This window comes from Lichenibacterium minor (assembly GCF_004137685.1).
Classification (GTDB): Bacteria; Pseudomonadota; Alphaproteobacteria; order Rhizobiales; family Beijerinckiaceae; genus Lichenihabitans; species Lichenihabitans minor.
Genome location: NZ_QYBB01000044.1, coordinates 21,576 through 32,688, shown reverse-complemented (window position 1 = coordinate 32,688; position 11,113 = coordinate 21,576). Strand labels below are relative to the sequence as shown.

17 protein-coding genes are annotated in these 11,113 nt (G+C 68.2%); 7 read left to right on the top strand and 10 right to left on the bottom strand.

The features are described 5' to 3' along the window. Positions 1-96 precede the first annotated feature (96 nt). The 4 genes from D3273_RS22935 to D3273_RS22925 form a co-directional block, all read right to left on the bottom strand. Positions 97-303: a hypothetical protein gene (locus D3273_RS22935; RefSeq protein WP_129229225.1), complete on the bottom strand. Its 207-nt coding sequence runs from the start codon at positions 301-303 to the stop codon at positions 97-99. 70 nt (positions 304-373) lie between these two features. Beyond that, positions 374-544: a hypothetical protein gene (locus D3273_RS28420; RefSeq protein WP_165359623.1), complete on the bottom strand. Its 171-nt coding sequence runs from the start codon at positions 542-544 to the stop codon at positions 374-376. A gap of 45 nt (positions 545-589) precedes the next feature. Continuing rightward, positions 590-778: a hypothetical protein gene (locus D3273_RS22930; RefSeq protein WP_129229224.1), complete on the bottom strand. Its 189-nt coding sequence runs from the start codon at positions 776-778 to the stop codon at positions 590-592. Next, on the bottom strand, positions 775-1,065 hold the full coding sequence (locus tag D3273_RS22925) for a hypothetical protein (RefSeq protein WP_129229223.1): 291 nt from the start codon (positions 1,063-1,065) through the stop codon (positions 775-777). The genes D3273_RS22930 and D3273_RS22925 overlap by 4 nt, the downstream gene beginning before the upstream one ends. A gap of 167 nt (positions 1,066-1,232) precedes the next feature. Between D3273_RS22925 and D3273_RS22920 the strand changes: the two genes are divergently transcribed. From D3273_RS22920 to D3273_RS22910, 3 genes are read left to right on the top strand one after another with little or no spacing between them, the layout of a single operon-like run. Further along, positions 1,233-1,466, top strand: coding sequence for a helix-turn-helix domain-containing protein (locus D3273_RS22920; RefSeq protein ID WP_129229222.1), 234 nt, complete (start codon positions 1,233-1,235; stop codon positions 1,464-1,466). Continuing rightward, a complete protein-coding gene (locus D3273_RS22915) occupies positions 1,463-1,714 on the top strand; it encodes a helix-turn-helix domain-containing protein (protein ID WP_245501343.1) in 252 nt (83 codons plus the stop codon). Before D3273_RS22920 ends, D3273_RS22915 begins: the two co-directional genes overlap by 4 nt. Beyond that, positions 1,711-1,944, top strand: a complete 234-nt coding sequence (locus tag D3273_RS22910) for a hypothetical protein (protein ID WP_129229221.1) — start codon at positions 1,711-1,713, stop codon at positions 1,942-1,944. Before D3273_RS22915 ends, D3273_RS22910 begins: the two co-directional genes overlap by 4 nt. Positions 1,945-2,103: 159 nt before the next feature. Here D3273_RS22910 and D3273_RS22905 read toward each other — a convergent pair whose 3' ends face one another. Then, entirely contained in the window at positions 2,104-2,868 is a 765-nt protein-coding gene (locus tag D3273_RS22905; protein WP_129229220.1) for a hypothetical protein, read from the bottom strand. A gap of 500 nt (positions 2,869-3,368) precedes the next feature. On the opposite strand from D3273_RS22905, the gene D3273_RS22900 reads away from it, so the two are divergent. Together D3273_RS22900 and D3273_RS22895 are read left to right on the top strand one after the other, a co-directional pair. Continuing rightward, on the top strand, positions 3,369-3,590 hold the full coding sequence (locus D3273_RS22900; RefSeq protein WP_129229219.1) for a hypothetical protein: 222 nt from the start codon (positions 3,369-3,371) through the stop codon (positions 3,588-3,590). 11 nt (positions 3,591-3,601) lie between these two features. Then, positions 3,602-4,120 carry a hypothetical protein gene (locus tag D3273_RS22895; protein ID WP_129229218.1) on the top strand — a complete coding sequence of 173 codons (519 nt, stop codon included), beginning with the start codon at positions 3,602-3,604 and terminating at the stop codon, positions 4,118-4,120. On the opposite strand, the gene D3273_RS22890 is transcribed toward D3273_RS22895, so the two are convergent. The 3 genes from D3273_RS22890 to D3273_RS22880 are packed head-to-tail and all read right to left on the bottom strand — an operon-like array spanning position 4,117 to position 6,400. Continuing rightward, positions 4,117-4,683 carry a hypothetical protein gene (locus D3273_RS22890; protein WP_129229217.1) on the bottom strand — a complete coding sequence of 189 codons (567 nt, stop codon included), beginning with the start codon at positions 4,681-4,683 and terminating at the stop codon, positions 4,117-4,119. The genes D3273_RS22895 and D3273_RS22890 overlap by 4 nt on opposite strands. 59 nt (positions 4,684-4,742) lie before the next feature. Continuing rightward, entirely contained in the window at positions 4,743-5,885 is a 1,143-nt protein-coding gene (locus tag D3273_RS22885; RefSeq protein ID WP_129229216.1) for a hypothetical protein, read from the bottom strand. After that, positions 5,882-6,400 (bottom strand): DUF4365 domain-containing protein, encoded by a 519-nt coding sequence (locus tag D3273_RS22880; protein WP_165359622.1) that lies wholly within the window; start codon positions 6,398-6,400, stop codon positions 5,882-5,884. The genes D3273_RS22885 and D3273_RS22880 overlap by 4 nt, the downstream gene beginning before the upstream one ends. Positions 6,401-6,621: 221 nt before the next feature. Here D3273_RS22880 and D3273_RS22875 point away from each other — a divergent pair, with 221 nt between their 5' ends. Beyond that, complete coding sequence (locus tag D3273_RS22875; protein WP_129229214.1) at positions 6,622-6,837, top strand: hypothetical protein; 216 nt, start codon at positions 6,622-6,624, stop codon at positions 6,835-6,837. Between the two features lie 87 nt (positions 6,838-6,924). Here D3273_RS22875 and D3273_RS22870 read toward each other — a convergent pair whose 3' ends face one another. Further along, complete coding sequence (locus D3273_RS22870) at positions 6,925-7,212, bottom strand: hypothetical protein (protein WP_129229213.1); 288 nt, start codon at positions 7,210-7,212, stop codon at positions 6,925-6,927. Positions 7,213-7,227: 15 nt separating this feature from the next. Here D3273_RS22870 and D3273_RS22865 point away from each other — a divergent pair, with 15 nt between their 5' ends. After that, positions 7,228-7,551 carry a hypothetical protein gene (locus D3273_RS22865; RefSeq protein ID WP_129229212.1) on the top strand — a complete coding sequence of 108 codons (324 nt, stop codon included), beginning with the start codon at positions 7,228-7,230 and terminating at the stop codon, positions 7,549-7,551. Here the strand turns inward: D3273_RS22865 and D3273_RS22860 are convergent. Next, positions 7,542-11,108, bottom strand: a complete 3,567-nt coding sequence (locus D3273_RS22860; protein ID WP_129229211.1) for a hypothetical protein — start codon at positions 11,106-11,108, stop codon at positions 7,542-7,544. The genes D3273_RS22865 and D3273_RS22860 overlap by 10 nt on opposite strands. Between the last annotated feature and the right edge of the window lie 5 nt (positions 11,109-11,113).

The window sequence follows — 11,113 nt, the reverse complement described above, 5'->3', positions numbered from 1 at the left end:
ATCCGCGTGCGTGCGATCGCAGCCGCACGAGTGGGGTTGAGCGCGGACGTCCGCACCTTTTAAGGGGCACTGACGGCTGAGGGGACAGGGGCGCACTCACGCAGATGCCCGGGCGGGGTCGAACAGGTCCGCCGCCTGGCGCAGTGCGATCCCCATGCGCGCCAGGACGCTGCGCGGGACTGCAGCAGCCTCGTCGACCTCGACGGGCCCAAAGATCGCGGCCCGGCGCGCCAGGGCGTCGGACAGGCTCGGCAGCGGCGCCGGCGGCAGGAAAGCGGGCGTGCGGGGTCGTTCACGCGTCATGGGCATGTTGTCGATCTCCAGCGGTGATGGGAATGTTGGTCGGGCCGCGCCCTCGGGCTGCGGCGAGGGTTCAGTCGGCGGCGGAGCGGAAGCGGGTCGGGCCGTCCGGTCGCACGCGGGCGAGGACGAAGGGACGGGCGGTGTTCAGCGCCCAGAAGGGCGAGGTGCGCAGCCACACCGCGGCGAGGCAGGCCAGGGCTGCGACCACGGCGCAGCGGGTGATGTCGGGGTCGAAGGGCATAGGGGTGGGCTCCACAGGCAGGCGCCAACCCGGCGCCGAAAGGGTTCAGGCCGCGCGGCGGTGACGCTCGCGGCGGACGTCGTGAGCGATGCGGCCGCGCAACTCGCGCAGGGCCTCGTCCGACAGCACGTCGAAGGGGATCGGACTCGAGCGCAGCTTGAGCCGGTACTGCGGCCGGGCTGACGCCCACGGCTCCAAGCCGGCGACGAGGCGGGCGCGTTGGGCGGCGCTCACAGCCGCAGGCCCATGGCAGCGGCGCGGGCATCGATGGCGGACAGCTCGACCACCATGCGGCAGGTGCTGTCGATCATCAGCGCGGCGGTGCGCTCGGCCAGGATGGCAGAATGGGCGGTAGGCAGGGCGGCCAACTTGGCATCGCGCTCGTGGCACCAGCGCTGGGTCTGCGCCGTCGACCACGCCGACCGGAGGGCGTCGCGGAGGGCGACCTTGTAGCGGCGGACCCGGCCGCGGCGGACGGCATCGGCGACGTCGTCGCGCGCCAGGTCGTGGGCGAGACGCATCACGGCGCCGGAGTCGCAACGGCTGGCTGCCGTCAGCAGCGAGGGCCGGGGTGCCGTGCGGGTCGACCGCGCGGCGGCGGGCAATAAGCGGAGTGTGGTAGTCATTGCACGGCCTTTGTGCTAACGTCCCCTTCGTGGTGACAAGGGCACCATAAACCGGATTTGAGATGGTGACAAGCGCACAAATTAGGGCCGCACGCGCGCTCTTGAATTGGACGGTGCGAGACCTCGCCGAACGATCAGGCGTGCATCGAAACACCGTCACGAGAGCCGAGACAGACGCCACGGGGCCAGGCCACGCCACCGCTGCCCTGCGCGTCTGTCTGGAAAAAGCCGGCGTCATCTTCATCGAGACGAACGGCGAGGGGCCGGGTGTCCGGCTGCGGAAGGTCGAACTGTGATCCTCACAGGACGTCAGATTCGGGAGGGCCGCCTCCTCGCCGGCATGGAACAGGCCGATCTCGCCAGGGACGCGGGGGTCGCTCTCGGGCTCGTGGTCAGGATCGAGGCGGTCGACGGCATGGCAATGATGCGGAAGCCAGACGGTGTCGCCATCCGGTCCGTTCTCGAGGCCGCCGGCGTCGATTTCATCCCCGAGAACTGCGGCGGCGCCGGGGTGCGGCTGCGGAAGGCAGGAGCGAGCGAATGACGATGAGCGCCCTTGAGGTCGGTATGCGGGCGGATGCGCTGGTCCAGATCATGCGATCAGACGTGCCGCTGGAGCATGCGCGGGGGCTCGTCAATGGGACCTCCGACGAGGACGTGAAGGCCATCATCGAAGCGTTCAGGCGTCGGGGCTGGGTGGACGACAATCTTCCGGTGCCGGACCGCGGCGGCAGGCTACTCGACTGGCTGGCCGGGCTAGGGGACAATCCGTGATTTCTACCCCCGATATTGTCGCTCTCGCCCTGTTCGGCGCCATCGCAGCGACACTGGCGCTGTGCATCGTCCATCGGCCGATGCCATGACCAAGCTCTCCCCCAACCTCGCCATCCTCCGCTTCCTGGCGGCCCGCACGCACGCCAGCGCGGCTGAGAGTCAATGACGTGGAGGCGAGGCGTTCAGCAGCTTGCTGATGTCCGCGGGGTCGAAGACGCTAGCGTTGTTCTTAGGCTCGACGTCTACAATCACGGGGCTCTTCGGTGGCTTCGGCACCGGCTTCCCCGGTGGTGGATGGTAGGGTTGAGGGATAGTTGGGGCGATCGCTGATGCCGCCTGCGGTTCGCTCCAGAACGTAGTCTCGACTTCATCCCGGGTCTCATACGGAATGCTGGATGCCTTCGCTGTCTCTGGGGTGAGCCACAGCATGTCATCCGGCCGGGCCGAGGTGGCGAAGACGACGGCTTGATAGCCGAGGTGCAGGTTCGTCATGTACGCGCCCACCATGGCATTCCCGGAGCCCGTCTGTTCCGTCCTGCCATCGATCTGTGCGTACGCGCCGTGGAAGCCGACCATCGCGAGCTGCGCTTTGATGCGCGGCTGCCCGGCCAGCCATGCGAAGCCGCAGGCGGAAGCGCAGACGCGTCCAGAGGCGACGAAGGTCGCGTAGCCCTTCCTGGCAATCGCCTCGCCGATGCTCAACCCGGCCCACAGTTGGCCGCCTGGGCTGTCGAGGCGCACGACGGCCCAAGGCAGCGCGTCGGCGAACAGGTCGAACTTGCGATCGTCCCCGTCGAGCAGCGGTCCGTGGATGTCGATGATAGGCGTACTGCCAGCGAAGCCACCGACGTTGAACGTGGCCGCGCGCGATGGCGTCACGAGGGCCAGCGTTACAAGCAAGGTAGCGGCGCAGCGCATGGACATGACCCTTGGTCGAGGCGCGCCACGATACCGCAACCAAGACGGTGCGAAAGGAGTGAGTGTGTAGGGCGGTCTAAAACCAGGCCACGCGGCGGAGCAAATCCAGGCCACTGCGCTCAACCTCTGTGAGGTACCCGCATCCCTGATACGCCAGGCAATCTAGGGCCCTAGTGGAAAACCACAAGCCAAAGCCAATCGGACGAATGCGACTGGAAGTGGCGGAGGAGTGGCCTGATTTTAGACCGCCCTTTACAAGTGAGTGATACCCAGCGAGCCTGAGTGCATCTCGGGCTTGCGGCCGAGGTCTCGTCAGCTACGCTCATCTCATGAGCGACCCAACTCGCGGCGCTCTACTCGTTATAAAGTTCGGAGGTGGGGCGCACGGTCTCACAAGCGGCCGAACAGGTCGACGCCGGCCGGCTCGATGCGCAGGGGCAGGTGATGATCCACCCCGGCGATCTCAAGCCGATCGAGTTCGGCTTCTGACCACCACGGAGCCGCGCATGTGGGTCGTGAACGTGAAGCATGCCGACGGCACGACGACGCGGAAGCCCTGCGCCGGCGACGAGTGCGACGCCTACCGGTACGCGGCCTGGCTTGCCGGTAAAGGCGACGGGCTGTCTTTCTCCTGCGAGCATGACGGTATCGTCAGTGAGGAGTTGAGCCGCGGGGACATGATAGCCTGGGCATACGCGCGTTGCAGCTACGTGACCCCGCTGGAGTGATTGGCGCCTCAATGAACAGCTGGCACGTGGCCACGGCCGCCGAGGCGATCTCGGCAGCTCAGTTCGCCCGCTTCGGTCTCGACGTCTCGATGCAGTATGGGGCCAACCAACCCGAGTACGATCTCATCGTCGCCCGCGGCGAGGCCATGCTGAAGGTGTCGGTCAAAGGCAGCCAGGACGGGTCATGGGGCCTGACGCAGTCTCAGCTCTCGAGGATCGGTGGCGCCAGGTACCACGACGCCGCCGACCTCTGGCTCGCCCGCCACAAGCCCCGGACCGCCCTGTGCCTCGTGCAGTTCAAGGGCGTCGCCGAAGACGCCCTGCCAAGGGTCTATCTCGCATGGCCGGCCGAGATAGCGGAACGCCTCAAGGCGGCGTCAGGCGGCCGTGGCGACACCATCCTGCACGAGGATTACCAGCGAGGCCCGAAAGCGGCCGGCGCCGGCACGCGGGAGACGTTGCCGGACGCGTGGCGCCTTACGAGACTTCGGGTCGACGAGTTGCTGTCCTGGCCGGTCACCTCGTCCTAGCTGGCCTGGATCTCCCCGTCGCTCATCACGGCCTGCCACAGGTCGAGCGGCACGATCGGGATGCCGTGCCGGCGGGCGAACTGCAGCTTGCCCGACTTGCCGTTGGGGTCCATGGCTACCAGCACGGCCGTCAAGCGGTGGGGGCCGTCGATCACCTCCCACCCGGCATTCTCGGCCTCGGCGGCGAGCTCCTTTCGCGGACGCGGCATGGCGCCGGTGAAGCAGACCACGGGACGACCGGACTCGCCGACGGTCGAGGGATGGAACACACGGCTCGGCGTGAGCCCGCGCCACCTGAGCAGCTTCCGCCATGCCGCCTTCCACTCGGGTGGGGCGGCGAAGCTGAACTTGGCCGCGGCGGCCATCACGGCATCGGCGCGTTCTCGGTGTTCTGGACGCACCATGCCGCGCTCACCGTAGACCAGCGTCGCCTCGATGTGCGAGCACCAGCGCAGCGAGTAGCCCCCGCAATCGCACCGAACCTCGGCACTGTCGAGCGCGATCCGGTAGAAGTGCCCCTCGATTGACATGCTGGCGCACTCGAAGTGCAGGTCTATGGCCATGCTCTCCCCCTCCGTTTCCGGCAGGATGGCGCAACCGCGAGGTGATCCGCAAGGAGGCTTCACGCCGTCCTGAACGCCTCGACCTTGTTGATCTGGTAGCTGCGCCCCCAGGGCTCGACCACGCCCTTCACGACGACGTCACGCCCGCGTCGGTGAGCTTCGAGGGCGGCGTCGTAGTCCTGCGGGGTGAGCTGAATCCTCACGTTGACGTCTCCGAAGTCGTCGCTCGACCACCTAACCCCGATCTCCCGCCCTTCAGGGTGGAACAGGTCGGCCGGATCGAACTCCGACTTCATGCGGACGACACGCCCGCGGATCTCGATCGACGCTTCCGGTGGCTTGACCCGAAGCTCGCGCCCCGCCTCGCGGACCAGCTGGACGGCCGAGGTCGGAATCTCGAACACGTCGTGCTTCGCTTCTCCGTCGGGGAGGCGCCACTCCGGCGAGAAGGTGAAGTCGAACTTCACCGTTTGCGCCTCGGCCCGTTCCAACAGCCGCGCCAGCGCGAAGCAGCTGTCGGCGCCGAATCCCTGGCGAGCGCGACCGACGAGAGCGGCGGGATCAGCGGCCTCGACGGCTGCGGTCACCGCACGAAACCCATCGCGCAAGCGTCGCACGATCTGCCGCTCGGGAGGCGGCGGGTTGTCGATGACGTCGAGTTCCAGTTCCTCGTGAGGTCCAACTGGCGACAAGATCCTGAAGCCGAAGCTGCCGTGGAAGGTATGTCCGAAGCGGCAGAGGTCCCCGTAGTGATCTGCCTCCGGCCCCGGCGCGTCAGCGGACCTCGCCTCGTACTCGGACACGGCGGTGAACACGAGCAGGGCTCTGGTCTGGCGAAGGAAAGTGTCGGCCACCCGCAAGGGGATGGTGTCCCAGGTATCTGACGGGTTCGGGAGGGCCGCGTCGATCTTGTCGAAAGCGACGGCACGCACCTCGTCGACCACCTCGGGAATGGGTTTCTCCAACAGGCCGGACAACGTGCGCAGGGCCTGCTCGACGCGCTCCGGCGTTCCAACAATCCCCGAATGTTTCGGCAGCACAAGCTCCAGATCCCCGAAGTCGGGGTCGTTCCGGATGTAGAGATCGAGCTCTTTCACCGGCGCGCCGATGGCGCGTGCTACGGGCTTCAACGCCTGGTGCGTCCAGCCCTGAGCCCGCAGATATCGTCGCATGAGCTGAAGATTGGGCAGATCCTCGATCATCGATGTGCCCTGACGGCGGCCCGGTTCGCATCCATCAATGCCACGAGGCTGTCCGAGGTCAACAGGTTCGCGCGCGGGATGCGCGTGCGCCTGGTCGTTGTGTTCGGCGTCGGCGCCTGACCCGTCGCGTCGTACCAGTAAAGACAGTTTTGGAGGACCATACGTTCCTCGCTACAAACCAGCCACTTGTCCATGTCTGGCTCCAAACACAAAAGACCGAGGTAAAGCGGACGGGTCACGTCTCGCTCAACCATATCGTTCCATGTTTTAGCTTCGAGATCGTAAACGATCCGGTCTCCATCGATCTCCCAATCGACGGTGGCTTTAAGCTGAAGATGAATGTTTGGTCCATCCTCAATATATCTGGAGCGAGCTGCACTGTAGCGAACACTGGCCACGATGTAGTCGACCCCGTAGTCAAGTTCACCTTTGTGTACGTTGAAGCCAGCCCTTCCCGCTATAGCGAGCAGAAAGGCACGACTCAGGATCTCCTTTGTGTGCTGTTCCGTGATCAACGGAACCGCGCCTCGACAGCACGAATCACCGGACGCCCCCACCCTACGCTCAACTCCAGCACGAGACAGGCGAAGGTGCTCTCCGTCAAGCGATCAGGGGTCCGGCGACCTCACCATGTTCCCCACTGTTCCCCGTTCCCCGAAGCCGTTGGGGAACAGGGAACACGACGTTGCCCCTTGCTGATTCAGGCCCGACCGTCCCGTTAGTGACGGAGGTGGCCATGGCGATGAGCAACAGGGAACGGCAGGCGAAATTCCAAGGGCAGCGGCGGCTGGCGATGAAAGCGCTGGCCGATGCCTTGGCCGAGGTCGAGGCCTTGCGGGCCAGCGCCAAGGGCCTGCAGTGCGAATTGGACCGGTACAAGGACCTGGTCGGCTACGCCCTGAAGCAGGAGGAGTGGGCCGAGGAAAGGCGCCGCAAGAGCGACACCGAATAAGGAGCGTCGAGAGAACCGGCCCCACAAGAGATCACTGCGAGCAGCAGCGCCGCGCCGACAGTACGGCCAGGAGGGCAAGGCGGCCCGTCAGTGCAGCGTCACGGCAGGCAGATCGGCTGAGGGCGATCCCGAAGCCACGCCTTCCACCGAGGCCGCCAGCGGCGCGACGAGGTCCGCCGTCACCGCCAGGGCGTGGGCCTGCCCGAAGGTCTCGCGCAGGTAATAGGTCGACGACGCCAGCATGGCCCGGGCGAGTTCGTGCCCGTACCCGGCCGAGACGCTCCGCAGATAGTCGAGCATGGCGTCGGCGTGCTCCAGCGTGGTTGCAGCCGGGTTGCAGGCCGGGGTCGATTGCGCGAGGGTCGCGGCGTTCACCGACGAGGCCGCGCCGTGTCCGCCATCCCGCTCGACGTCATGTTGTGGATCTCGGGTGGAATCTGGGGCCTGGGTGTGCTGGCCCTCATCCCGATCTGGTGGCGCGGCCGAGAGCGCCGCGCTGGCCGCGTGGTCGGCTTCAACGACCAGGACGTGACCGACCGCAACATCGCGCTCGGCCTCCTCACGTTGGGGACCATGACGGCAATCGGAACGGCTCTCACGATCGCCAGCCAAGCCATGAGCTTCGGAAGCTTCGTCATGCTTGGAGGTGCATGGATCGCCCTTATGCTCATCATCGCTCTTGTGGTCGACGGCCGCCGCGCCCGTCATCGCTGAACTCTCTGCCGCAGGGCTTTCGCCAAGGTCGAAGGGGACGGGGAGGGCCGATCCATGACGGCCTGCCTGCCGCCGCCGGCGAGCAGCGCCGCCGCGATCATCGCTTCCCGCTGTTTCGCTTGAACCGCGCTTTCCCGGCCCTGGTAAGCAGGCAGGCGGTCGAGAAGGTGAGACAGAACCTCGCCGCGATCTGGCCCCGTCAGGGTGCCGAGGCGAGCTAGATCGAGGTCTCGGGCCGCGTTGGACGGGGCGCCCTGCAGGGCATGACCGACCGCGTTGACCGCCTTGGCGACACCCTGTTTCACTAGGCCGATCCCGGTGGCGTGGTCGGACCGCGCGTCCATGACGTCCCGCGGCTTCCAATCCGCGTCCTTCAGCGCCTCGACCATGGCTTGCCGCCGCGCCGTGGCGCTGTTCCGCACCACGCCGTTGAACGTGTCGTTGAAGGCGTCGTTGGCGTTGAGTAGTTCCTGCATCCGGGCCACGGGCTCGTGCCCGAAGGAGGTCGCCAGCTTCTCCGCGTTGAAGCTGGACAGGTCCGGTGCGCCTGGGGTGACGTTCGGCGCTGTGAATCCAGGCGTGTTGCCGACCCCGAGCAGCCGCTTGATGGCGAGCTGATCGTTCGGGGCGAGGCCGACCGCCTCCTCCATGGTGGCGCGCTGCCCGACCCGATTGGCCGCGACGGCAGCAGGCGACATCTCGCCGATGCGAGCCGCATAGGCCGATGGCCAGATGGGATCGGCACCCCCGGCGAGGGACTGCCGCCCATATCCGATGGCGTCCTGCAGGCCGCCATACTCCGCTTGGATGCCCCGGGCTCGAGCGTAATCCGGGTTCTGCGCCATGTGCGCGGCCAACGCGTCCCGAGGCGCGGCGATGCCCGGCTCTCCCTTGGCGGCGCGGGCGTCGAGCGCCGCAAGCGCTTGGTGCCAGGCTTCGGCAGTCGGCCGCGTCGCCTCAGTGAACCGCTGTTGCGCCTGACCCATCGTGGCGTTGAAGGCGTCGAGCGCCGCCGGGGAGTGTGCCACCGTGGCGAACTTGTCTCGGATCGCCTGATTGCCGGCCACCGTGCGAACGAAGTTGGCCGTGTCGCTCGCCTTCCCGAGCTTGTCGCGCATCGCGTTGAACAAGCCGTTGCGATACTGCTGCCGCTCTCCATCGGTGCCCAGCGCCGCGAAGTCCCTCCGCATCTGTTCCACCGTCACGCCGTCGGCCAGCGCCTCGCGCCCTGCCTGTAGCGCGTCGATCTCACGCGACGGCCCTTTGTAGGCGTCACGGGCCGCCTGCCACGCGCCGCGGACGCCTTCGTCGGGGTGGTTGTCGACGGCGTTGAGAAGCTGATCGCGGAGCCCGGAATAGATCCTGGCGTCGTCGTTGTTCCCGGCACGCTGGGCCGCGTCGATCTTGTCCCGCAGGGTGCGGCCGACGTAGTCCAGCCCTTCAGCCGTGACGGGCGGCACCCGCTGCGCCGACCCTTCGCCGCCCGGCGGCAGGCCCATATCCTCGGGCGCGTAGGACGGTGCGGGCCCGCGGCCCGGCATGGCGGGATCGCGATAACGCGTGTCGCCGGCGGTGTCGGATTTCCACTGCTGCCAGTCCCGCATGTCGTTGTCGTGGGCCGCCCAGGCCTCCGACGCCGCGCCCTCGGGATAGCTCGGGTGGTTGGTCAGGACGTCGGCCAGAAGCGACGTGCTCCGGCCGCGCATCGCCGCCTCGGTGTCGGCGCCGAAGTAGCCGAGCTGCGCCAGAACCTGGCTCGCCTCGTCGGCCGACACGCCCTTGCCGGAGCCAGGCGGGTGCAACAGAGTGCCGATCCCGGGTCCCATCTCGTCGACACCGCGGGCGGCGAGGTCGCCGCCGCTGTCCCGCACGCCACCCAGGCCGCGGATGACGTCGCGCGCCGTCTGCGGGCGCGGCATGTCGGGTGGTGTCGGCTTCTGGAAGTTGCTGAAATAGGTGTTGTCCGGCGTGGCGGGCATGCCGGGCACCGCGTCGCCGGGGAAGTCCGGCACGGTGCCCGAGCCCAGCGGATCGCGCTCCCACGACGAGGCCGGACCGCTCGACCTCGCGTAGATGCTGCGCCCTTGGTCCGCAGCCTTGCGCTCTACATCGGGCAGAGCGCGGGCCACACTCGGTCGACTGAGGATGTCCTGCAGGGCCGGCGTCATCGGCACAGGCGTGTCGCGCCACTTCGCATAGAGCGGGTCGGCAGCGGCGCTGCGCTGCGCTTTCAGGGCCGCCTCGATGGTCAGAGGGCCCCGCGTCGGATCGGCCCCGAGCGCACCCGCCAGCGCGTCCGTCACGGCCGGGCGGGTGCCGGCGTTGTAGGCGTCGAGCGCGGCTTGAGATGCGACGGGCTGGCCGGCTTCGTCGAGCGTGATGGTGGGAAACGGTGTGCCCCGGTTCGCCGCGTCCGTGGCGGCGTCTCGCAGGGCCGAGGCCACCGCGGGCCGCTGCGCCAGATCGGCCGGGTAGGGCACGCCGGCCTGTGCCGCACGGGCGAACAACGGAACCGTCGCGGCGTCGCGCGTGTCGGCGATCGAAGATGCCACCGCGGCCGGGTCCTGCGCCGGGCCGAAGTTCTGGTCCAACCCCGTCCGCACCCGGGCGTTGGTCGCGGCCTGCCGCGCGCCCAGCGCGTCGCCGACCACAGCCGCCGCCTGCCCGTCCTTGGTGGCGAGCCCCTGCGCCACACCCTTGAGGCCTGCGCCGTAGTCGAACAACATGGCGGGATCGCCGTAGAGCGCGGCGTTCCGCTGGACCGCCTCCGGCCCGTCTTTGGCGATGGCCGACAGCAGCACGTCACGCGCCGCAGGGGTCACACCGGACATGGCGGGGACGGCGTCACGACTGAGGAGACGCTGAAGGGCGCCATATCCAGCGCCGGCCACAGGAATGGCTGCACCAACACCGCCACCTACGATTGCCCCGATCCCGGCGCCCTTCGCTGTCTGTCCGAGGTCGGTCAGATCCTGGCTCGACGAGGCGCCGGAAGCAGCGCCAAGCGCGCCGCCGGCCGCTATGCCGCGAATGACCTTTCCGCCCAGGCTGGCGCCGGACGCCACCGCGCCCAACGCGGGGATAGGCACGGCCGCCCCGCCCGCGATGGAGCCAACCAGCGCCGCGCCGGGGTGCGCGTCCATCGCGGGGCCTTCCTCGCCCCGGAGCTGCGCCAGGTTCCCGCTGTAGTCCCCGAATTTGCCGCCGATGCCCGTCCCGGCCGCCGCCAACGCCGCCAACCGATCCGTGAAGGGGACGGAATTGGCGATGCCATCGAGGCCGGCGACGGCCATGCCGCCAATGTTGCGGAGGCGGTCGCCGTAGGTTGCGCCGCCCTCCGCCGGCCCAGTGTCGTAGGCGGCCGACCCCGTGCCCTCGACCATGTCGAGCGCGTCCCCGGCGCTCTGCGGGGAGCCCTGGATCGTCAGGGGTGCCGCCGTGGCCGGCTGCGCCGGCGCGTCGAACTGATCGAAGAAGTTGGCCGCCGGAGCCGCCTGAGGCTGCGCTGCGGTCGCCGAGGCCGCCGGCGCGTCGAATTGGTCAAAGAAGTTCGCCATGGCTG